The following is a 19,117-nucleotide window of genomic DNA, read 5'->3' on the forward strand; positions in this document are numbered from 1 at the left end:
TGTCTTAATAAATAAACGGTCTTTTACATTATGAAGTACAATCAGTTTTTTGCGGAACTTACCGCAGCAGGTTGTTACGTTCTTAGGCATGGGGCCAATCATGATATTTGGTATAGTCCTAAAACGGGAAACAAATTTGCTTTGTCAAGGCATGGCAAACAAGAAGTACCTACCGGAATGGAACGTAAGGCAAGAAAGGTTCTTTTGGGGGAATAATCCCCCAACCTTTTGCGCTTCATGGTTGAAAGATTGTTTTTGTTGAGGCAATGGGGTACGGTAATAGTGCCGTACTCCTATTTTAAAAGAAATGGATATGAAAGTAACTGTTATCATGGAAAAAGCGAACGATGGGTATTACTCATGCTTTGTTGAGGATGATTTACCCGGCTTCGGGTTGGCTGGATATGGAGACACGGCAGAAGCAGCCAAAGAGGATATGATGAAAGCGTATGAGGAAATAAAGGAAATGCAGGCAGAAGAGGGCAAGGAAGTTCCGGAACTGGAGTTTTCCTACAAATATGATATGCAATCCTTTTTCAACTATTTCTCATTCCTGAATGTCACCAAGGTTGCGGAGTTGGCAGGCATCAACGCTTCATTGATGAGGCAATACACTTCCGGTGTGACAGCAGCCGGACAAAAGCAATACGATAAGATAAGGGTAGCGGTGGAACGTATATCTAAGGAACTTTCCGCAGCCACATTCTAAAGATAGTGTACCGCTGTGAAGCGAGACCGTTTAATTAAGACAATGAAACCCCGTTCCTTAATTGGTTCGGGGTTCTTTTTATCAATCCTCTGTTTTCTTTAATTCGAGTTTCGCTCCACAATTGGGGCACCGCAAGCCCGTGCCTTGTTCCTTTGACACTTCTTCCGGGGAGACAAAGAGCTGCCATGTATCAACCCTTAAAACGGACGCAAAACGTTTTAAGGTTTCCAAAGTTGGGTTTTTCATAAGTCCATTTAAATTTTGCTTTTTTATACCCAACAAATCAGAAAAGGCCGATTTTGTAAGCCCCCTTTCTTTTAGTAATGCTTCAATATTATCCATAATCATATAATTTAATGTTGCAAAATTACAAATACATTATATAGTAATGTTTCTTATATTACTAATTAATGTTAATATAATGTTTAAATATTACTTTTATTTTGTATAGTAATGCTTAAAACATTACCTTTGCATCATCAAACAAAAACAATAGCAAGGATATGGAAGCAACGAAGTACAACAAAAGCGAGATAATGAAGAAAGCGCACAGAAATTACGTGGTTTTGGGCGACAGCCGCAAGAACCGCGAGAACAACAAGAGAGGCCGCAAGCTTTTTTCCTTTGGCGAGTGCCTTAAGATGGCATGGGACGAGGCACGCCGCACGGTTTCCGAGGCACGCCGCAAGGAGGCCATAAGAAAAGAACGTGAAGCCCGTGAAGAATGGAACCGCACCCACCCGGCAAAGACGGTAGTTTATGATGCCTGCGTACAAGCTGCGATAAGTGCCGAGTATTCACGCGGTCGGTACATGGGAGACTAAGACAGAAATAACGACCACATGACAAGACAATAATAGCGCGTTGGGGCTTCGGCTCAACGTTCCTTGCTATGATGCCCCCACCGTCAAATGGGCGGTGGGGTTGGAAAAACTGGACGGAATACCCAGGGTTGATTCTACGTCCGTTCTTCTTCCATTCCTTCTGTTATCTGCACCAATGTTTCTTTTACGAAGTCTTTCAGTTCCATGAGGTTTTAGTTCATTTGATTTTTTATCCTTGCTTTATTTATGTCGATTTTAGCATGAGTCCCATGCTTTTCCAATAGAAAAAGAAGATTCGCACCATTAATTAAGGTTATTGGTTTATCTTTCACGAAATTGTAAGAATCTACCCCAAAATCCGAAGTTGTAACAAGTAATCCCTTCATTGCTCCTTCATTCATCACAGTCCCCCATAAATCCCTTACGGCAGAAACACTGACAGTATTTGTGTACCGTTTGGCTTGAATTACAATTTTCCCTCCTCTTATCGGGTCTGGGTCAAATGCAATAGCATCTACGCCTCCGTCACGACTTGCTTGAGTTATTTTTACCTCACCTCCATTTGCGGAGAACTCTTTTTCAAATATTTCTCTGACGAGAAACTCGAAGTCCTCCCAATTCATTGAGGCTAAATTTATTGAATTATTAACGTTCTCTATTACATTTTTTGATTCAATGAATCTTTTGTCCTCCTTCTTGATATTTAAAATAGGTTTGATTGGAGTAAGTTGACATAACTTATTTGCGGAAACTCCTTTCAAACTCTTAAAGCATAACTTGGAATCCACGTTTCTCAAATCAAATCTCGCGAACTCATTTTTCTCTACTTGAACAGACAAAATACAATTGGTTACATTATTCCCTGTGGCTTTGTCTATTGTCCGCACCCATCCGTTAAAGCAGATTGCACTGACTGCTCTGGCGCAATCTGTATCAAATAGTTCATAAATACACCTCAATGATATATCGTATAACATTTTGTCGTATATCTTGTTCAGTTCCGTCTGGCTAACGGCTTTCGGCCTTGCTTCGCGACTGACATATTTGCATTCTTTGTATTTGGGCAAATCCGAGATGTCGGGAAGCCTGTATTCAATGACCAATAGGCCGTTGTCTTGAAACTCTATGACAAATTCTTTGGCAACAGGATAATTATATGCAGACTTATCTAGCACGATGCTACAATAATCCTCAATTGCGCCCTTTTCTTTAGCAAAATATTTCTCATTGAACCGCTCTTTCTCTTCTTCGCAGACCTTGACGGAATCACGGCACATCTTGTCCCATTTCTCCCATTCGTCCTGCTTTCGTGCATCTTTTTCCCGGAAAGAGCGCATCGCTGCATTCCTTGCAGATTCGTGCTCTTCCTTTTTTAGAGCACTGGCCTTTTTGATTTTTTCAACCTCCTCATTCCATTTTTCTAAAGCATTTTCATACTCTTTGTACGCCTCTTTATATTCATCGCAAGCCTGTTGCTCTTTTTTCTTTTTGCGTCCCCAAAAGCTATCCTTCCAAGATAACTGTGGCAAGTAACTTTCTTTTAACGGTGGAATTGGTTCTTCGGGAATTTCATCTAATTCAAGGATGTGTTCTTTATCCCATCCCGTCATTGCCTTATCGAAAAGTGGCAAAGGTTTGGGCTTATTATTCTTTGGACATTTGAAAATTTCTTCAAGATCCAAGCTGTTCTGCTGTGTCATGCAATCTGGAAGAATGCTTGCTATGGCCTCCAAGTCGTGTTTGCTCCTTGCATCCAAATCTCTTGCGAACCTTTCCGCATCGAAATATTCAATTCCATAAGAAATCCGTTTATAACGATTTTCACCCAATTCCAGTTTTCTTTCCTCTAATTTCTGCCAATTTAGGAATTGCATTTCTATCCTATATTTCAAGATGCGTGAGTATTGGGATTCAATGACACGTTTTTTGCTTATGCCGCAGTTGCCTATTTCTCCAATAAAACAATTCCTGTCCACGTCCTTTTCAATATATGATATGTAGTTTGATGGGCACATTTTGGATATGTAAAAGTCTATGCCATCCAATTTCACTTTATCCATTTGTTGGATTGAAATTTCATCGTCTTCATATCCGTCAGGAGCTTCGTTTTGCATGTCCGCAATATACTTTTCAATCAAGCCGTCAATGTCCGGGCAATCCAAGAAGAGAACTTCTCGGTCAAATGAACCTTTCGATTTACCAACCACCTCAATAGCTTCAAGCTGGTCTACAATTCTTGTAGCTCTGTTATATCCTACACCGAACTTCCTTTGTATAATTGACGTGCTACATTGTTGAATCGTACAAACAAATAATGCCGTTTCTTTAAGAAGGGGATCTAAAGGTATTCGTGGTTCTAATTCCATCATTTATTCTCCAATAAAGTTATTAATCGGTCTATTTGCTCGTCCTTTTTTTTAAGAAGTTCGATAAATTTATCGGTATTGTTAGAATTTTCTATATTTTTATCCATAGAATGAACTTCCACAGTCCCGTCCGGTTTAATAATTTTTTGAGAACCTTTTTCGGGCAACGAGATATTTACCATTTGCCCACCAATGTTGTTTTGATTCTCGTTTCCGTTTATCGTGACATTATTACTTTGGGGACTCAACATCTCACCATCTCCGTTCGATAACCAGTCATTCGATACTCCAGTTGCATTAACTATTTTTTTTATTGTTTTTGGAGTTATATTCAGTTGACCTTTCAGCATCTTATTGAAGTTTGATGGGTCAACATCAGACTTCTTTGCAAGCTCTGCAGGTGTTATACACATATATTCAATAACTCTATTCAATCTATCTATGACATCGCCCTTCATAAGTTAAATACTTTTAAATACCATTATTTTTAAATGGTAATTATTGGTATTACCATTTATTACCCATATCTTTGCATTGTGAAGTTAAACCAATGCCCAACGTTGTACGCTTGTTAAACGTTTGCGGCAAATATAAGAATTTAAAACAATATGGCAAAAAGAAAACCCATAAAATTGAAAAAAGGAGTGACACCGCAGATAATCAGTGCATGCCAGTGTTCACAGATGACTGTATGGAGGGCTGTGCATTGGAACGCCGACACAGAAAAGGAAAACGAGGTGCGCGATTACATTTTCGCGAACAACCTCAATAAAAGGTTCTAAAGGAAATAATCATGAACATACAAGAATTGATAGCCAGTGGCCAAAACGTGACAATATCCGTCACTCCTGCCGACCTGAAGGAGTTCGCCCTGACGGTGGCCGAAGAGGTAAAAGCCTTGTTGGCCAAAGAGGACAAGCCGGACAAGAGGCTCACGGCCAAGGATGCGGCACAGCAATTAGGCGTAACGTTGTCTACCCTGTGGAGATGGAACAAGGTAAGTTACCTGTCTCCTGCCGGACGAATCGGGAAGAAACCATATTACTTGCAAAGCCAGATTGATGCAATCAAATAAAAAGATACGGTTATGAAAGACGTGGAATTAAGAAGCCTTTTGGCCATGATAGAAGATGCCTTAATTGGCAATTTCGACCATAATAAACGCTCATCCTTCATTTGCATGAGCGGTAAGACATGCGACCTTGAAGTGTCATACGATGCCTTGACGGGTAAAGTAGAAGCTATGATATACGGTGATGATGCCCGTAAGGCATACCCCAACATCCAAAAGCTGATAGAGGATTCGGTAAGCACCGAAAAGATAGACAACGAAGTATATCTCGAAGAGATGCGGGACGATGAAGAATATGAGGCCGCAATGGACAACCGTATGGCCTTAGACCGCGCCCAAGGTTACGGATACGGGATATATTGGTGATGGGATGAAGCCGGGGTTCGATTCCCCGGCCACCAACAAGACACTGGCGGAAACAGTATAAAGACGGCTTGACCCAAGCATAAATGGTAGCCCGTCCGCGTGGGCTTGAAAGTAACGCGGCGCAATAAGCGGTATGGCAGTGAGATAGAATCGAAACATACACATAGCAGATGCGGGTTACAGTAGCGTAAAAGCAATCGAATGGCGGCGAGGCACGGCGTGGAACCGTGAAGAGCGTGAGACAGCAGCGTGATGAAATTAAAATAATCCACCGCAAAAGGCGCGATGCCGCCAATCGGATTGGCGCGGTGGAACACAGCAAATTAAGTTCATAATAACAGGTTATAAAGTTTGCGTAATGAAACGGAATAGCTATCGTCAGAAGTATGAAGAAGATGGTCAAACAATTCTTCAGGGGAATCCCATTTGCGCATGTCCCCAAAATGGAGGATTATCTTCCAAAGATGATTGTTCTCTTCAAAAAGCGGAAGAATTGTCGCAGATAGATTTGAGTAAATTTCCCGATGGTACTCGGGTTGTTCGAGTGTCGCCATATTTGACCTTAGATATTCCCGACAGTTTTTTTGAGCAGAACCAAGGTTCGCATGAAGACAGCGGATTACATAATCTTTATACGAAAGAAGGCTATCTATCCGAAGAACATCGCAAAGAACAATTAGCCTTTTTAAATGGGCGATCGCCGAAAGATAATCCCGGCGTACTTCCAATATCAAAGTAAGTTTTAAGTGTGACGATTTTTCTTTTACTCCATTGGAAGTGCGCCTTTCATACCAATCCCCTCCCGTAAGATTCGGGGCAACAACAGGTTTAAGCCGTTGAGGGGAACTTAAACTTAAAAATCAAAATTATGGCACAAAGAAGAATTATGAAAGTCGAGCCGGTACAAAAGAAATGGCTCTCAATGCGGGAAGCAATGGCTTATCTTGGATGTAGTGAAAGATTCCTTCGTGAATTGAAAAACAATGCAGAAGTCAAATTTGCCAAGAGGGGACGGATGATATGGTATGAGCTACAGAGTTTGGACCGATTTTTCGAGCGTAACCGTGTGATATGAATTTTGTATGATGAAAAAGCTTTTTTACATGCTGTCAACTTTGGCCGTCGTATATGCTTTCATGCGTGCCGGACACGCCGACATGGTATCACAGGTAATATACACCATGCCGGAAGATATTTACGAAGACATCGTGGACAGCCTTCGTATGCAGGGGCACGAACCTACGGACGATAGGATAGCGGATTTTTATATTGAAAACTATTAAGAAAGATATGAAAGAAATAAAACTACAATCCATCTCGATACTCAACTTTAAGGGTATCAGGAACCTGGAAATCACATTCAACACAGAAGGAATGACAACCATTTCCGGACGGAATGCCACAGGAAAATCAACTGTACGTGATGCCTTTTTATGGTTGATGTTCGACAAAAACGCCTCCGGTGATAAAGAGTTCGGAATCAAGACGAATGATGAAAACGGGAATCCTATTCCACAAATCCCGCATGAGGTATCTGCCGTGGTCATTATGTGTGAGGAAGGGAGCGAAGAAGGGAGAGTGACATCTGTGAAACTTCGCAAATGCCTTGTGGAAAAATGGGTAAAGAAATCCGGCGAAGTGGAAAAAAGGTATTCAGGGAACACTACGGAATATTATATCAATGATGTCCACAAAAAGGCAAGCGAATATAATGCTTACATCAAGGAACTTTGTGAGGAAACAGTTTTCCGTACGATAACAAGTCCTTCCTACCTCCCTGAGATGAACCGCGACAAACTTCGTGCATTCCTGTTTTCAATGGCTGGTGAGCTTTCAGATACAGACATAGCATCAGGGGATAGAGAACTTGAGAAACTTATGGACTTGATTTCCGGAAAATCCATTGACGGATTAAAAGAACAAATTCGTAATGAGAAATCCCGTATAAAAAAGGAAATGGATGATATACCCTCACGTATAGAGGAATGCAACCGTATGATGCCTGAAAAGAAAGATTGGGATTCAATACGGAGCGAAATAAATTCACACAAGGAAAAAGTCGCTGATATAGAATCCCAGATAGAAGACATATCAAAGGCCATGAATGCTGAAAACGAACGGCGCATGAGGTTGTCATCCGAACTTTCAGGGAAAAAGATGGAATATTCCCGCCTTTCTGATGAAATCACGCAAAAGGGCATGAAGGAATATTACGATAAATTGAACAAGAAACGCGAACTTCATTCTTCCGTGGATCAGATAGAATCCGAAATCCAAGGATTCAATGCACGGATTCAGAATTTGGAACGGGAAAAGGAAAGTTTGGAGGGTTATATCCATTCCAAGAATGAAGAATTGTCCGCACTTCGCAAGGAATGGAATGAAATCAATGCCCGAAACATACGATTTAACGATGAGGATTTTGTTTGCCCAACCTGTAAAAGGTTGCTTGACGCTGAGGATATAGAAGAAAGGAAATCCGAAATGATTTCTAATTTCAATAAGAAAAAGTCTGCGGAACTTTCGGTCAACCAGAAAAAAGGAATGGAGATAAAATCTGTCATAGAGGAGTCGGAAAAGAGAATCTCATTGCTGTCCACACAAATAAAAAATATAAAAGAAAAGGTCGGAGATTATGAGGATAAGAAGAACGGGATAATTGGAAATCCCCTTTACTCCGCGCCTGTTGACCAGCCAGACGTATCCTCATTATTAGCCGGAAGTTTGGAATTGGCCTCAAAACAAACCGAAATAGACAACTTGAAATACCAGTTGGAACAACCAGTTTCTATCCCCCAAACGGACGAGTTAAAGCAGGAAAGAAAGGAACTGCAATCCTTTATATCCACGCTTGAATACCAATTAAGTCGGCGTGAACAAATAAAAATATTGGAAACACGTATATCTGAACTCAACAATATACTTCGCGACTTGTCCCAACTCTTAGCAGAAAAAGAACAAATAGAAAGCTGGATAGACAAGTTTAACAAACGCAAGGTTGAGTTGAGCGAAGAACGTATCAATTCCATGTTTTCCATGGTGAAATGGAAAATGTACAATCGCCTGATAAATGGAGGTGAAGAACCTACTTGCATCCCCATGATAGGCAATGCAGAGTACCGTGATGCGAATGCAGCCGGAAAGTTAAATGGAGGGTTGGATATTATCAATGCTGTATGCCAATATTATGGTGTATATGCTCCAATATTTGTCGATAATGCGGAAGGGGTAAATCATCTCCTCCTTACTCATTCACAAATGATAAGACTGGTCGTAACCAACGAATCCAAACTGACTGTAAGTTATGAATAATAAATAAAATCATTAAAATTATGTCTGAACAACCAACGAATGCTGCTCAGCAGCAACCTAAAAATCTTCTTTTATTGCAAAAAGACGTTACCGACAGTGTAATGATGCGGGTGAAAGAATTGGAAGAAACTGGAGGGCTTATGTTCCCGGCCAACTATTCGGCCGCAAATCAGATCAAGGCGGCATGGTTCGTCCTTCAGGAGACCAAGGATAGAAACGGTAAACCCGCATTGGAAGTGTGTAGCAATTCAAGCATAGCCAATGCCGTGCTTGACATGGTTATCCAAGGACTTTCTGTCAGCAAGAAACAAGGTTATTTTATTGTGTATGGTGACAAGCTGGAGTTCCAACGTTCTTATTTTGGCACGGTGGCATTGGCAAGGCTGTGCGGCATGAAAGGACTTCCCGTGGCGAACATCATCTACGAGGGAGATGAGTTCATACATCGTATAGATGTGGAAACAGGGCTGGTTTCCATCGTGAAGCATGAGCAGAAGTTTGACAACATTGACATCTCCAAAATAAAGGGTGCTTATGCCATAGTGACACAACCGGATGGACAAAAGCAAGTTACAATCATGTCAATTTCACAAATTAAGGCGGCATGGGGGCAGGGTGCCACCAAAGGAGGCTCTCCTGCACACAAGAACTTTACGGACGAAATGGCCAAAAAAACGGTAATAGGACGTGCCTGCAAAATGATTATCAATTCCTCTGACGATGCTTACTTGTTCGAGGGAAAGCATGACGAATTTGATAAACCAGATCCGTTGGAAGTCCGGGAATCTTTAAAAAACAGGATGAAGGAGGATGTGGGTGAACTTGATGATTATGAGGATGTGTCAGATATTAATCAGATTTCAGTTCCCCCTGCACATATACAGGAAAAGATAGGTAAAGAAACATCGGGAAAACTTCCATTGGGAGATAATCCCCCTTATTGATATGATGCTGTTGAAGGTGGTCGGCTCGGATTCACACGGGAATTCGTATGTTCTCGAAACGGAATCCGAAGCCCTTCTTATTGAGGCCGGATGTAGTTTCCTAAAAATAAAGGAAGCGATAGGGTATAATGTACGTAAAATATGTGCATGTGTCGTTTCCCATGTGCACGGAGACCATGCCGGATATACGGAGGAAATCAAGAAATCCGGGATCCCGGTGCTGGGGAACAGGCAGGTGAATCCGACAATTGAGTTGCTCCACGGCCATGGTTACAAGTCTGGAGGTTTCAGGATACTTCCTCTTTCAGTTGAACATGACGTGCCCTGTTTCGCTTATGTCGTGGAACATCCAGAAATGGGAAAACTCTTGTTTGTAACAGACACTATGGATTTCAATTACCGTATAAGTTCACTCAGCCATATCCTTATAGAAGCCAATTACAGTGATGAGCAATTAGAAAGAAACATAGAATCAGGACTTCTTCCTGTTTCGTTGCGAAACCGTATAGTATTATCCCACATGGAGATCGGAACAACGGTAGATGTCTTGAATTCCATGGATTTGTCACAAGTGACAGACATCGTACTTATTCACCTGTCATCAGGAAACGGTGATGCGGCGAATTTCATAGCTAAGGTACAAGGTGCTACAGGAAAACCCGTAACGGTCGCTGTACCCGGTTTAATGATGAATCTTAATAAAGAACCATATTAAAATGGAACATGAAGGAAAAGTAATAGCCGTACTGCCTCTTAAAAGTGGTACATCTAAAAGCGGAAAGGAATGGACTACACAAGAATTTGTGGTCGAGACGCAGGAACAATATCCCAAAAGGGCTTGTTTTGTCTTGTTCGGAAAAGAACGTATAGAGCAGTCCAATGTACAGGTTGGACAAGAGCTGAAAGTGTCTTTCGACATCGATGCAAGGGAATGGAACGGAAAATGGTTCAATTCGCTGAACGCATGGAAAGTGGAATTAACAGGTACTTCTACGATGCAACCACCATCAGCCACGCCACAACCTGTATCTACTGCAACGGCCATATCCACGCCATCCAATACCGTCACGGAAGTGAACGACGATTTTCCGTTTTAAAAAACTAAAAACTATAAATCCTTAAATAAAAAAATGGAAGTAAGCATGACGGATTTGAAGTGCATGGCTCGTTTACTCGAATGCGATGCCATGATAATACGAAAGTATTCCCATAATTCACGCGAGCTTGACAAGGCACGTCAATCCTCAAAGCTTTCCAAGAAACTAATAAAACTGATAGAAAATGGAAAGTAACATTTCAAGAGACCACATCGCGCTTGAAGCGATGAAAATAATATTGGATAAAAGCCTAAAACAAAGTATACCCCCTGTCGAACGCATTAAACGACTGTTTGGATTAGAATATAGAATCAAGACATTCAATATACACACTGCTAATAACATAGCAAAAGTCGCATACGAAATCGCAGATGAGATGATTGCCGAAAGGGAGAAAGGAGGAAAGCAATGAACGAATGGTTTGAATGTAGCGTCAGGTATGAAAAGACGCTTGAAAACGGGATGCAGAAATACGTGAGTGAGCCTTACTTGGTGGAAGCCCTAAGTTTCACCGAAGCCGAACAGCGGTTTATCGAAGAGGTACAGCCGTTCATGAGCGGAGATTATGAAGTCAAGGCCGTGGCCAAACGGAAAATCAGCGAGCTTTTCGAGGATGACAAGGAACTTTCCAACAAATGGTTCAAATGCAAAGTCGCATTCATCACGTTGGATGAAAGGAACGGCATTGAAAAGCGTAAAGTGCAAACCATGATGGTACAAGCCTCCTACTTTCGGAATGCCGTAAAGCGTTTGGACAAGGTTTTGGAAGGAACCTTGGCCGACTACGAGATTGTTTCGGTCAGCGAAACGGCCATCATGGACGTGTTCCACTACAAGGGAAAGGAGGCATCCCATGGAGAATGATTTCATCCCGGATTGGTGGATACCGGAGTTTTCAACCCAAACATCGTACTTTTCATGAGAAGTAACTTCATACCCGCCATAGTGCTTTTGGCCGGATGCCTGGCAGGCAACAAACTGTTCAACCACGTCAATGCGTGGTTGGGCATCGCAATCATAATAGCAACAATCATTTATTTTCTCAACAAACTAATTAAATTTATTAAGAATGAAAAAGATTCAGATTAAAACCATGTTCACATTCATTGCTGCATTTTTTGTAATGTCATCGTGCCAACGCGTGGCCCCCAACTATGCGGGCGTATTGATGGAAAACTATGGTAAGTCCGGGAAAGAGGACTTTTCCATAGTTTCCGGAAAAGTGTCGGTAGTCGAGCCGGGGACGGAGCTGTTCCAAGTGCCACTGTTCGACCAACGCGGGGAATTTTCCGAACCCGTCATGCTGAAAGCCGCTGACAACACCGAGTTTACCGCTCGCCCGGTCTACTCTTACAAGGTTTCCAAGAGCCGTGCCATAGACGTGGTGTTTGACAACAAGCACATCGACCGTGCCAACACCGAGAACGGAAAAGACGGTTTCATGCAATCCTTGGAGGATAACATCTTAGAACCTCGCATTTATGATTTGATAAAAGAAGAAAGCCGCAAATACAAGACCGATACACTGATGGCAGACGGCGGGTCGTTGGCTTTTGAAAAGAAATTGGAAGAGATTGTCCGTAATGAGTTTGAGGATCGTGGACTTGAATTGAAGTCGTTTTCTGCACAGTTGGAGTTTTCTGACAAAGTACGCGAGAAGATAGACAGCCGGAATGAAGTGAACACCAATATTTCCGTGTTAGATCAACAGATAGAAGAGCAGAAGAAGCGGAACGAGCTTGAACAACTACGAACTGAGCAAGCCTTGATACAATCACGCGGATTGACGGAAGAAATCCTTTATAAACAATTCATCGACAAATGGGACGGTAAAACACCGCTGTACGGCATTGCACCGAATTTCCTAAAAATGACAAAATAAGGAGTATTCCCCGAGGCCGTTCGTCCACATGGAAGGATATTGCCATACGGTAAAGAAGCCGGTTCGATTCCGGGGCGGCCTCCACTATAATTATACTATTTGGTTAGGATTAGGTATTAGTTAAAACAACGCCCCTCCGGTCTGTGAAGATAGGACGGGCACATGGTATCGTGGCGGAATTGGTTAACGCGCCTGTTGGTTAACGGGTAGATTGCAGGTTCGAGTCCTGCCGATTACCACTCATAAAATAAAAATGTGTATGCAAAGTAAACTGAAATTAGCTATCAAGGAGGCATATTATAGAGGTTATCGGGTAAATGAAGAATGTATGCTTATAACCCCTAATAACCGTATGAGGAAATTATGTATAGGAAAAGAAGGATATCCATTGTTTAATATCAGAATAAATGGTAAATGTCAAACAATACCTGCTCATCGACTATGCGCATTTCAAAAATATGGAGAAATATCATTTGCTTGTGATTGCATCAGGCATTTAGATGGAAATAAATTGAACTTTTCACTTGATAATATAGAATTAGGTACTTTCAGTGAAAATCAGTTTGACAAACCAAAATCGGAAAGAATAAGAGCGGCAACAATCGCGAGCCATTCTTATTCAATGAAATGGGATAAAGAGCATGTAGAGAAGATAAAATCTTTTTATGCTTCGTCGAAATCATACAAAGAAACAATGAAAAGGTTTAATATATTATCAAAAAGTGGACTTCATTACATCTTACATAATAGATAATAAATAATGTACTACATAAGACGAAAATAATTATGAAACAAGTAATACACGGAAAGATACCTTCCAAATCCAATTCCTACCGTATAGTCACATTATGCGGCCATGGCTCACTTTCCAAAAAGCCTTCACTAAAGAAATATGAGGAATCCTTTTATGCACAATGTTCAATCCGTGGGAAAAATATAAAGGGGTTCTTCAAACTTGATGTGGATATATATCACGAGAACATGAGGCCGGACTTGGACAATGCTTTTAAGGTCCTTCTTGATTGCCTGCAATCTTGTGGAGTTATAAAGAATGACCGACAGTGCATGGAAATCCATGCCCGCAAGCTTGTGGACAAGAAAGACCCGAGGGTGGAATTTGAATTAGAAGAAATAGAATTTAAATAGAAATAGTTATGGAAACAAAGAAATGTAACAAATGCGGTCGTGAACTTCCTCTGAGTGAGTTCTATAAAAGTTCAAATACCAAAGATGGTCTTCAACGTCATTGCAAGGACTGTGCGAGGGAGTATGTAAAAAATAAAAAGATACATAAAGTATATTCCAATCCCGAACTTGCCAAATATACACCACGTGAATTGATGGAAGAGTTACGCAGTAGAGGTTATACCGGTGAGCTAAAATTCGTACAAGTAATATCTTTATAAAATCATGGCACGTCCAAAAAGCACGGGACTTACTTATTTCCCATTTGATGTGGATTTTATTCAAGATATAAAAATAAGGAAATTGATCAAGTACCAGCGTGGCAAATCAATATCAGTATATGCTCTCCTGCTTTGTCTTATCTATAAGAATGGGTACTACATGTTGTGGGATGAAGAGTTGCCCTTCATACTTTCGGAACAGACCGGATTTGAAGAGGCGTATATACGTGAGGTTATCAAATGCTGCCTGTCACTCGGGTTGTTTTCTAAAGATTTATATGATAAATTCCATATCCTTACTTCAAGAGGAATACAGGAACGGTATTTGGAGGCAATGAAAAATATGAAGAGGAAATCGGTTATTTCGGAATATTCGCTCGTTTCTTCCGAAGAAACCATGGTAACTTCGGAAGAAACCCAAGTAACTTCCGGAAAAACCGCACAAAAGAAAAAGAAAGGAAATAAAATAGAAAACTCCCTATCGGGAGAAAAAGAAAAATTTCCCCCTCCCGAAGTTTTTGAGAAAACATTGCAGGAGTGCCATGCCGAATTGTCCGGTAACGAAAGTTGGATGGAGACAGTTTCGATGAATATTCGTAATTCCGGCCATAAGGATTTTACCCCCGCCATGTTATTGGATTATCTTGGCCGCTTTTTCCGGAAGCTCCAGAATGAGGGTGAAACACACAAATCCCCGAAGGATGCCATGGCGCATTTTGCAAGGTGGTTGAATATCGAACTTCAAAAGCAACAGACTTATGGAACAGCAAATCGGAGTGCTTATACAAGCAAGCAAGAAGCAAACGCCTACGCTCTTGAACGTTTGCAACAACATAAGCTTGACCTCGAAGCGGGCTTGGCTGACCAGGTGGAAAGGCCGTTCTGAGATAGTGAACGCATTTTCCCCGATGCAATGGGGGTATGCCGCAAGCAATCCGGAAAAGGCGTATATGGCAGACTGCCCCACACTGTTGCAGCTTGACGCGCTTTATGGGGGAGGTACTTCCGCCTATTGGGTAGATACACAGGTGTCTGCCATGTTCGGTTCTTCAAGCAGCCGTGAAAAGGGCATTGTGGACGGGATAGGCATATTCTGCCAGTCGTTTTCATCGCAAATATCCGGGTTCAAGATGTCCGAAGTCATGCTGTTCTTCGCACGCTACAAGGCAGGCCGGTACGATAACTCATACGGCGCATTTGATTCCCGGCGTATAGGAAACGCTTTCTTCAAGGAGTTTGTTCCTGAACGCAACAAGGAGCTTGATTTAATCAACCGCAACAAGCTTGCCGAAGAAATCGAGCGCAGGAGTTTCATACCGCCTGCCGGTCATACGAGTTGGTCATGGCTGCAAGAACTCCGGAAGCGTGCCTCCATGGGCGACAAGGAAGCCATAAAGCAACTCACCCCGCCATGAGACTGACTATTTACTGGTCCACGAAAGACGAATCCATACGCGCCCGTATCAGGAAGCGTTTCTGCATCCCTTGTGGCATGACCGTCAACAAGGAGACGAAAGCCGACATAAGGGATGAGGATATGGAATTGCTACGGGAAACCGAAAGACGGGGATTCATACAAATCAGGTTCAAAAAACCATCTTGACATGAACTATTCAGACAACCAATGGACACCGGCAGAACTGGAGTTCCTTCAGGCGCATTACGGCACCATGCCGACACGCGAGCTTTCCGCATGGCTGTCCAGGCACACGGTCCAAGGGATATACCAGAAGGCAAGCTCCATCGGCCTTAAACGCCGCGTCCCTCAACCGAAGAAGAAAAAGCCCGTCAGGCCGAAAGCGTCACCAAAGGCCATCGTGGAAGAAGGGCATCCCGGACCGCAAGAAAAGTGGAAGCCCGCCGATTATGGCCCCTACGACCCGTCATGCCATTGCTGCGAATGCACCCATTATTGCGCAGGTGAGTACAAGTGCCGCTGTTGGCATGTGAAAGGTCGCCACGGGGATTACAAGTATGTGCGCCCCAAAGACCCCTCATGCCGTTATTTCATCCCGCTCACCGGGTCCACGTCAAGCGGTGAAAGCTACTGACCACAAACAATTCAAACGAATGAAAGACATCGAACTATTCAACGACAACTTCCAAAACTGGAAGCGTTACCAAATTCCGAAGGCACAGCTAATCATCGCCGACGTGCCGTATAACCTCGCCGCGAACGCCTATGCAAGCAATCCTGCATGGTACGTGGACGGTGACAACAAGAAAGGGGAAAGCGACAAGGCCGGGAAATCGTTCTTCGACACCGACAAGGACTTTCGCCCGGCAGAGTTCATGCACTTCTGTTCACAGTTCCTTGTGAAAGAACCGAAAGAAAAGGGAAAATCCCCCTGCATGATTATCTTTTGCGAGTTTGAAGACCAATTCCGCTACATTGAATTGGGACGGAGGTACGGCCTTTGTAAATACATCAACCTGGTATTCCGAAAGGACTTCTCCGCGCAAGTCCTGAAATCCAACATGAAAATAGTGGGCAACTGCGAATACGGGCTTCTCCTGTACCGCAACAAGCTTCCCAAATTCAACAATGATGGGCGCATGATATTCAACTGTTTTGACTGGGTGAGGGACAAAGACACCCCGAAATGCCATCCCACGCAAAAGCCCGTGCCCCTGTTGCGCCGCCTCATAGAGATATTCACCGACCGTGGCGACGTGGTGATAGACCCTTGTGCCGGAAGTGGCAGCACTCTTCTTGCCGCAGCCGAATGCGGGCGCAAGGCTTACGGTTTTGAAATCAAAAAGGATTTTTATAACAAGGCCAACAAATACGTACTATCAAGAATCCAAAAAACATTATTTTGACATGCAACAAGGAACAGACAACTTAAATACACTGACCAACATCGTTTACATACTGACCGATGTGTTGGAAACCAACCTCATGGACATGCAGGAAGCATTCAAGAAGCAAGGTTGCGCCTTGCGCCATGACGTGAAGAGGAATTATAATACGGCCATCCATGCCATCAAGTGCATTAAGCGTGACATATCCCATTTGAATGGCTCCACGCAGGAAAGCTTCGGGCGTGACGCGGACATGACGAACGCGCTCCTCCTAACACTGATAGACAGGTGCGGAGATGATGACGAGCTTGCATTCAGGTTCTACAACTACATAAAGTCATTCCCCTCCAAACTTGGGCTTAGGCTTGATGTGGACAATGCCTTTGATTTTTTAGACGAAAAATAGAAATAAAAATGGAAAAGAAATTTGAACTTACAGACAAATTCGTGATAAATGCCTTTGGAATCAAACTGTTCCAAATCAAGTGTACCAAAGCCTTCAAATATGCCAATGAGGGTGATTTAGGTGGGTATGTGGAAAAAGAAGATAACCTTTCTCAGTCCGGCGATGCTTGGGTGTCCGGCAATGCTCGGGTGTACGGCAATGCTCGGGTGTCCGGCAATGCTCAGGTGTACGGCAATGCTCGGGTGTCCGGCAATGCTCAGGTGTCCGGCGATGCTCTGGTGTCCGGCGATGCTCTGGTGTCCGGCGATGCTCGGGTGTCCGGCAATGCTCAGGTGTACGGCAATGCTCAGGTGTACGGCGATGCTCTGGTGTCCGGCGATGCTCTGGTGTACGGCGATGCTCAGGTGTACGGCGATGCTCAGGTGTCCGGCAATGCTCGGGTGTCCGGCAATGCTCAGGTGTACGGCGATGCTCAGGTGTACGGCAAAGCTTGGGTGTCCGGCGATGCTTGGGTGTACGGCGATGCTCAGGTGTACGGCAATGCTCAGGTGTACGGCGATGCTCAGGTGTACGGCAATGCTCGGGTTGAGAACAATCACATGCACTGTGGCTTTGATTGTTTCGGTTCATGCAACCGACATACGCATGCTTATAAGACAAAGGGAAATAAAGTCGAAATAACCTGCGGCTGTTTCCGTGGAAGCCTGGAGGAGTTCGAGAAGAAAGTAGAGGAGACGCATAAAGGCACAATCTACGAGAAGCAATATAAAGCCATCATCAACCTGATTAAGATTAAGTTCGGAATCGATGGATAGAAAGTTGACACACGGCAGCTTGTTCAGCGGGATTGGAGGTTTTGACCTTGCCGCCGAATGGACGGGATGGACAAACGTTTTCCATTGCGAGATAAACGAATTTTGCACACGAATCTTAAACCACCATTTTCCAAATGCAGAGCACTATGCAGACATCACAAAAACCGATTTCACCCCATGGAGGGGGAGAATCGACGTTCTTTCAGGAGGGTTTCCTTGCCAACCTTTCAGCCTTGCCGGACAACGAAAGGGAGCGGGCGATGACCGTTACCTCTGGCCTCAAATGCTACGGGCTATACGGGAGATACAGCCCTCTTGGGTCGTTGGCGAGAACGTTGCTGGCATCCTCACGATGGTACAGCCCGGCGAGGAGGTTGAAGTGGGAAGCCAAACCTCTCTTTTCGGAGAGGCTGACCGAAAAAGAGTATTGCTGCGTCAAGAGTACGTCGTCGAGACCATCTGCCGAGACCTTGGAAGTGAAGGATATTCCGTCCAACCGTTTCTTATTCCGGCTTGTGCCGTCGGAGCACCGCACAGGAGGGACAGGATCTGGTTTGTTGCAAGGCTTGCTGCCAACCCCGATGGCGACCGATGTACGCCATGCGCAGCGAGTGGAAGAATTGAGGAAAGCCGGAGGGAACACCTTCCACAGCAGGAAGAACGGGGAAACGAGGCCGAACGGCTTGACGGACTGGATGGACTTCCATGGACTTCTTCCGACACCCAATGCAACAGAGGGGGAGAAGTGTACAACCCCGGCAGCCAAATGGGGAAAGGGCTTACAGCTATGGCGGTAAACGGGATGCTTCCAACGCCCACTGCGAGCGACATTTTTTCCGGGACGCCGAAAGACCGCAAGGACGGAAAGAGCCGGATGGGAGAGTTGAAAAACTTCGTGGCCCGTCAGCATGGACAGGTTTCCCAACTCAATCCCCTGTTCGTAGCGGAGATGATGGGATTTCCGGTGGATTGGACGGTATCACCTTTCCAAAGTGGAGGCAGGAATCCATCAAAGCTTACGGCAACGCAGTAGTACCGCAAGTGGTTTACGAAATATTCAAAGCAATACAAGAGACCTATGAATACACACCCGATAAGTGAAGTATATAACAT

General features: G+C 43.5%; 31 protein-coding genes, 1 tRNA gene and 1 pseudogene. 29 read left to right on the forward strand and 4 right to left on the reverse strand.

All coding sequences use genetic code 11. From position 1 onward, the window contains the following. Positions 1–313 precede the first annotated feature (313 nt). A complete protein-coding gene (locus AC5RDV_RS12545; protein ID WP_232038369.1) occupies positions 314–709 on the forward strand; it encodes a type II toxin-antitoxin system HicB family antitoxin in 396 nt (131 codons plus the stop codon). Between the two features lie 81 nt (positions 710–790). On the opposite strand, the gene AC5RDV_RS12550 is transcribed toward AC5RDV_RS12545, so the two are convergent. Further along, a complete protein-coding gene (locus tag AC5RDV_RS12550) occupies positions 791–1,051 on the reverse strand; it encodes a helix-turn-helix domain-containing protein (protein ID WP_282747420.1) in 261 nt (86 codons plus the stop codon). A 161-nt stretch (positions 1,052–1,212) separates the two neighbouring features. Between AC5RDV_RS12550 and AC5RDV_RS12555 the strand changes: the two genes are divergently transcribed. Next, on the forward strand, positions 1,213–1,533 hold the full coding sequence (locus tag AC5RDV_RS12555) for a hypothetical protein (protein WP_282747419.1): 321 nt from the start codon (positions 1,213–1,215) through the stop codon (positions 1,531–1,533). 212 nt (positions 1,534–1,745) lie between these two features. On the opposite strand, the gene AC5RDV_RS12560 is transcribed toward AC5RDV_RS12555, so the two are convergent. Continuing rightward, complete coding sequence (locus tag AC5RDV_RS12560) at positions 1,746–3,902, reverse strand: restriction endonuclease (protein WP_282747418.1); 2,157 nt, start codon at positions 3,900–3,902, stop codon at positions 1,746–1,748. Beyond that, entirely contained in the window at positions 3,899–4,357 is a 459-nt protein-coding gene (locus AC5RDV_RS12565; protein WP_282747417.1) for a helix-turn-helix domain-containing protein, read from the reverse strand. Before AC5RDV_RS12565 ends, AC5RDV_RS12560 begins: the two co-directional genes overlap by 4 nt. Positions 4,358–4,507: 150 nt before the next feature. On the opposite strand from AC5RDV_RS12565, the gene AC5RDV_RS12570 reads away from it, so the two are divergent. The 13 genes from AC5RDV_RS12570 to AC5RDV_RS12630 all read left to right on the forward strand — a co-directional run bounded on the left by AC5RDV_RS12570 (position 4,508) and on the right by AC5RDV_RS12630 (position 11,554). Beyond that, the gene (locus tag AC5RDV_RS12570) at positions 4,508–4,681 is read left to right on the forward strand and encodes a hypothetical protein (protein WP_008624962.1); all 174 of its coding nucleotides are present in this window, start codon (positions 4,508–4,510) and stop codon (positions 4,679–4,681) included. An 11-nt stretch (positions 4,682–4,692) separates the two neighbouring features. Next, a complete protein-coding gene (locus AC5RDV_RS12575; protein WP_008624961.1) occupies positions 4,693–4,974 on the forward strand; it encodes a MerR family transcriptional regulator in 282 nt (93 codons plus the stop codon). Positions 4,975–4,986: 12 nt separating this feature from the next. After that, positions 4,987–5,337 (forward strand): hypothetical protein, encoded by a 351-nt coding sequence (locus AC5RDV_RS12580; RefSeq protein WP_282747414.1) that lies wholly within the window; start codon positions 4,987–4,989, stop codon positions 5,335–5,337. Between the two features lie 358 nt (positions 5,338–5,695). Beyond that, complete coding sequence (locus AC5RDV_RS12585) at positions 5,696–6,076, forward strand: hypothetical protein (RefSeq protein ID WP_282747413.1); 381 nt, start codon at positions 5,696–5,698, stop codon at positions 6,074–6,076. A gap of 129 nt (positions 6,077–6,205) precedes the next feature. After that, positions 6,206–6,412, forward strand: coding sequence for a helix-turn-helix domain-containing protein (locus tag AC5RDV_RS12590; RefSeq protein ID WP_282747411.1), 207 nt, complete (start codon positions 6,206–6,208; stop codon positions 6,410–6,412). Between the two features lie 28 nt (positions 6,413–6,440). Continuing rightward, complete coding sequence (locus AC5RDV_RS12595; RefSeq protein WP_282747410.1) at positions 6,441–6,620, forward strand: hypothetical protein; 180 nt, start codon at positions 6,441–6,443, stop codon at positions 6,618–6,620. A 7-nt stretch (positions 6,621–6,627) separates the two neighbouring features. Next, positions 6,628–8,649: an ATP-binding protein gene (locus tag AC5RDV_RS12600; protein WP_282747409.1), complete on the forward strand. Its 2,022-nt coding sequence runs from the start codon at positions 6,628–6,630 to the stop codon at positions 8,647–8,649. A gap of 20 nt (positions 8,650–8,669) precedes the next feature. Then, the gene (locus AC5RDV_RS12605; protein ID WP_282747408.1) at positions 8,670–9,593 is read left to right on the forward strand and encodes a recombinase RecT; all 924 of its coding nucleotides are present in this window, start codon (positions 8,670–8,672) and stop codon (positions 9,591–9,593) included. Position 9,594: 1 nt separating this feature from the next. Then, positions 9,595–10,308 (forward strand): MBL fold metallo-hydrolase, encoded by a 714-nt coding sequence (locus AC5RDV_RS12610; protein ID WP_282747406.1) that lies wholly within the window; start codon positions 9,595–9,597, stop codon positions 10,306–10,308. 1 nt (position 10,309) lies between these two features. Continuing rightward, positions 10,310–10,690, forward strand: coding sequence for a DUF3127 domain-containing protein (locus AC5RDV_RS12615; protein WP_282747404.1), 381 nt, complete (start codon positions 10,310–10,312; stop codon positions 10,688–10,690). 33 nt (positions 10,691–10,723) lie between these two features. After that, the gene (locus AC5RDV_RS12620) at positions 10,724–10,885 is read left to right on the forward strand and encodes a hypothetical protein (protein WP_282747402.1); all 162 of its coding nucleotides are present in this window, start codon (positions 10,724–10,726) and stop codon (positions 10,883–10,885) included. Continuing rightward, a complete protein-coding gene (locus tag AC5RDV_RS12625; RefSeq protein ID WP_282747401.1) occupies positions 10,875–11,102 on the forward strand; it encodes a hypothetical protein in 228 nt (75 codons plus the stop codon). Before AC5RDV_RS12620 ends, AC5RDV_RS12625 begins: the two co-directional genes overlap by 11 nt. Beyond that, positions 11,099–11,554 carry a DUF4494 domain-containing protein gene (locus AC5RDV_RS12630; protein ID WP_282747400.1) on the forward strand — a complete coding sequence of 152 codons (456 nt, stop codon included), beginning with the start codon at positions 11,099–11,101 and terminating at the stop codon, positions 11,552–11,554. Before AC5RDV_RS12625 ends, AC5RDV_RS12630 begins: the two co-directional genes overlap by 4 nt. A gap of 2 nt (positions 11,555–11,556) precedes the next feature. Here AC5RDV_RS12630 and AC5RDV_RS12635 read toward each other — a convergent pair whose 3' ends face one another. Next, entirely contained in the window at positions 11,557–11,724 is a 168-nt protein-coding gene (locus AC5RDV_RS12635) for a hypothetical protein (RefSeq protein WP_282747398.1), read from the reverse strand. A gap of 35 nt (positions 11,725–11,759) precedes the next feature. Here AC5RDV_RS12635 and AC5RDV_RS12640 point away from each other — a divergent pair, with 35 nt between their 5' ends. From AC5RDV_RS12640 to AC5RDV_RS12705, 14 genes and pseudogenes are all read left to right on the forward strand, one after another. Beyond that, the gene (locus AC5RDV_RS12640) at positions 11,760–12,572 is read left to right on the forward strand and encodes an SPFH domain-containing protein (RefSeq protein WP_282747397.1); all 813 of its coding nucleotides are present in this window, start codon (positions 11,760–11,762) and stop codon (positions 12,570–12,572) included. Positions 12,573–12,736: 164 nt separating this feature from the next. After that, positions 12,737–12,811, forward strand: a tRNA-OTHER gene (locus AC5RDV_RS12645). Positions 12,812–12,831: 20 nt separating this feature from the next. Further along, positions 12,832–13,326, forward strand: a complete 495-nt coding sequence (locus AC5RDV_RS12650) for an HNH endonuclease (protein ID WP_282747396.1) — start codon at positions 12,832–12,834, stop codon at positions 13,324–13,326. A gap of 32 nt (positions 13,327–13,358) precedes the next feature. Further along, a complete protein-coding gene (locus AC5RDV_RS12655; protein ID WP_282747393.1) occupies positions 13,359–13,718 on the forward strand; it encodes a RusA family crossover junction endodeoxyribonuclease in 360 nt (119 codons plus the stop codon). An 8-nt stretch (positions 13,719–13,726) separates the two neighbouring features. Beyond that, positions 13,727–13,978, forward strand: coding sequence for a YonG family phage-derived protein (locus AC5RDV_RS12660; protein ID WP_282747392.1), 252 nt, complete (start codon positions 13,727–13,729; stop codon positions 13,976–13,978). 4 nt (positions 13,979–13,982) lie between these two features. After that, positions 13,983–14,231 (forward strand): annotated as a pseudogene (locus AC5RDV_RS12665) (Lin1244/Lin1753 domain-containing protein); the annotation flags it as partial. Between the two features lie 90 nt (positions 14,232–14,321). Next, positions 14,322–14,864, forward strand: a complete 543-nt coding sequence (locus AC5RDV_RS12670; protein WP_282747421.1) for a DUF7833 domain-containing protein — start codon at positions 14,322–14,324, stop codon at positions 14,862–14,864. Positions 14,865–14,868: 4 nt separating this feature from the next. Continuing rightward, the gene (locus tag AC5RDV_RS12675) at positions 14,869–15,393 is read left to right on the forward strand and encodes a DUF6633 family protein (RefSeq protein ID WP_282747391.1); all 525 of its coding nucleotides are present in this window, start codon (positions 14,869–14,871) and stop codon (positions 15,391–15,393) included. After that, on the forward strand, positions 15,390–15,581 hold the full coding sequence (locus AC5RDV_RS12680) for a hypothetical protein (protein ID WP_130893115.1): 192 nt from the start codon (positions 15,390–15,392) through the stop codon (positions 15,579–15,581). The genes AC5RDV_RS12675 and AC5RDV_RS12680 overlap by 4 nt, the downstream gene beginning before the upstream one ends. Position 15,582: 1 nt before the next feature. Beyond that, positions 15,583–16,029, forward strand: coding sequence for a hypothetical protein (locus AC5RDV_RS12685; RefSeq protein WP_282747388.1), 447 nt, complete (start codon positions 15,583–15,585; stop codon positions 16,027–16,029). Between the two features lie 19 nt (positions 16,030–16,048). After that, positions 16,049–16,801, forward strand: coding sequence for a DNA-methyltransferase (locus tag AC5RDV_RS12690; RefSeq protein WP_130893113.1), 753 nt, complete (start codon positions 16,049–16,051; stop codon positions 16,799–16,801). A 1-nt stretch (position 16,802) separates the two neighbouring features. Continuing rightward, on the forward strand, positions 16,803–17,189 hold the full coding sequence (locus AC5RDV_RS12695) for a hypothetical protein (RefSeq protein WP_282747385.1): 387 nt from the start codon (positions 16,803–16,805) through the stop codon (positions 17,187–17,189). Positions 17,190–17,197: 8 nt separating this feature from the next. After that, on the forward strand, positions 17,198–18,004 hold the full coding sequence (locus AC5RDV_RS12700) for a bactofilin family protein (protein WP_282747383.1): 807 nt from the start codon (positions 17,198–17,200) through the stop codon (positions 18,002–18,004). Beyond that, the gene (locus AC5RDV_RS12705) at positions 17,997–19,037 is read left to right on the forward strand and encodes a DNA cytosine methyltransferase (RefSeq protein WP_494222161.1); all 1,041 of its coding nucleotides are present in this window, start codon (positions 17,997–17,999) and stop codon (positions 19,035–19,037) included. The genes AC5RDV_RS12700 and AC5RDV_RS12705 overlap by 8 nt, the downstream gene beginning before the upstream one ends. Positions 19,038–19,117: the final 80 nt, after the last annotated feature.

The organism is Paraprevotella sp. (genome assembly GCF_986071375.1).

Coding starts and splice junctions, on each gene's coding strand:
- AC5RDV_RS12545 (WP_232038369.1), top strand. CDS start 314: ATGAAAGTAACTGTTATCATGGAAAAAGCGAACGATGGGTATTACTCA.
- AC5RDV_RS12550 (WP_282747420.1), bottom strand. CDS start 1,051: ATGGATAATATTGAAGCATTACTAAAAGAAAGGGGGCTTACAAAATCG.
- AC5RDV_RS12555 (WP_282747419.1), top strand. CDS start 1,213: ATGGAAGCAACGAAGTACAACAAAAGCGAGATAATGAAGAAAGCGCAC.
- AC5RDV_RS12560 (WP_282747418.1), bottom strand. CDS start 3,902: ATGATGGAATTAGAACCACGAATACCTTTAGATCCCCTTCTTAAAGAA.
- AC5RDV_RS12565 (WP_282747417.1), bottom strand. CDS start 4,357: ATGAAGGGCGATGTCATAGATAGATTGAATAGAGTTATTGAATATATG.
- AC5RDV_RS12570 (WP_008624962.1), top strand. CDS start 4,508: ATGGCAAAAAGAAAACCCATAAAATTGAAAAAAGGAGTGACACCGCAG.
- AC5RDV_RS12575 (WP_008624961.1), top strand. CDS start 4,693: ATGAACATACAAGAATTGATAGCCAGTGGCCAAAACGTGACAATATCC.
- AC5RDV_RS12580 (WP_282747414.1), top strand. CDS start 4,987: ATGAAAGACGTGGAATTAAGAAGCCTTTTGGCCATGATAGAAGATGCC.
- AC5RDV_RS12585 (WP_282747413.1), top strand. CDS start 5,696: ATGAAACGGAATAGCTATCGTCAGAAGTATGAAGAAGATGGTCAAACA.
- AC5RDV_RS12590 (WP_282747411.1), top strand. CDS start 6,206: ATGGCACAAAGAAGAATTATGAAAGTCGAGCCGGTACAAAAGAAATGG.
- AC5RDV_RS12595 (WP_282747410.1), top strand. CDS start 6,441: ATGCTGTCAACTTTGGCCGTCGTATATGCTTTCATGCGTGCCGGACAC.
- AC5RDV_RS12600 (WP_282747409.1), top strand. CDS start 6,628: ATGAAAGAAATAAAACTACAATCCATCTCGATACTCAACTTTAAGGGT.
- AC5RDV_RS12605 (WP_282747408.1), top strand. CDS start 8,670: ATGTCTGAACAACCAACGAATGCTGCTCAGCAGCAACCTAAAAATCTT.
- AC5RDV_RS12610 (WP_282747406.1), top strand. CDS start 9,595: ATGATGCTGTTGAAGGTGGTCGGCTCGGATTCACACGGGAATTCGTAT.
- AC5RDV_RS12615 (WP_282747404.1), top strand. CDS start 10,310: ATGGAACATGAAGGAAAAGTAATAGCCGTACTGCCTCTTAAAAGTGGT.
- AC5RDV_RS12620 (WP_282747402.1), top strand. CDS start 10,724: ATGGAAGTAAGCATGACGGATTTGAAGTGCATGGCTCGTTTACTCGAA.
- AC5RDV_RS12625 (WP_282747401.1), top strand. CDS start 10,875: ATGGAAAGTAACATTTCAAGAGACCACATCGCGCTTGAAGCGATGAAA.
- AC5RDV_RS12630 (WP_282747400.1), top strand. CDS start 11,099: ATGAACGAATGGTTTGAATGTAGCGTCAGGTATGAAAAGACGCTTGAA.
- AC5RDV_RS12635 (WP_282747398.1), bottom strand. CDS start 11,724: ATGATTGTTGCTATTATGATTGCGATGCCCAACCACGCATTGACGTGG.
- AC5RDV_RS12640 (WP_282747397.1), top strand. CDS start 11,760: ATGAAAAAGATTCAGATTAAAACCATGTTCACATTCATTGCTGCATTT.
- AC5RDV_RS12650 (WP_282747396.1), top strand. CDS start 12,832: ATGCAAAGTAAACTGAAATTAGCTATCAAGGAGGCATATTATAGAGGT.
- AC5RDV_RS12655 (WP_282747393.1), top strand. CDS start 13,359: ATGAAACAAGTAATACACGGAAAGATACCTTCCAAATCCAATTCCTAC.
- AC5RDV_RS12660 (WP_282747392.1), top strand. CDS start 13,727: ATGGAAACAAAGAAATGTAACAAATGCGGTCGTGAACTTCCTCTGAGT.
- AC5RDV_RS12670 (WP_282747421.1), top strand. CDS start 14,322: ATGAAGAGGAAATCGGTTATTTCGGAATATTCGCTCGTTTCTTCCGAA.
- AC5RDV_RS12680 (WP_130893115.1), top strand. CDS start 15,390: ATGAGACTGACTATTTACTGGTCCACGAAAGACGAATCCATACGCGCC.
- AC5RDV_RS12685 (WP_282747388.1), top strand. CDS start 15,583: ATGAACTATTCAGACAACCAATGGACACCGGCAGAACTGGAGTTCCTT.
- AC5RDV_RS12690 (WP_130893113.1), top strand. CDS start 16,049: ATGAAAGACATCGAACTATTCAACGACAACTTCCAAAACTGGAAGCGT.
- AC5RDV_RS12695 (WP_282747385.1), top strand. CDS start 16,803: ATGCAACAAGGAACAGACAACTTAAATACACTGACCAACATCGTTTAC.
- AC5RDV_RS12700 (WP_282747383.1), top strand. CDS start 17,198: ATGGAAAAGAAATTTGAACTTACAGACAAATTCGTGATAAATGCCTTT.
- AC5RDV_RS12705 (WP_494222161.1), top strand. CDS start 17,997: ATGGATAGAAAGTTGACACACGGCAGCTTGTTCAGCGGGATTGGAGGT.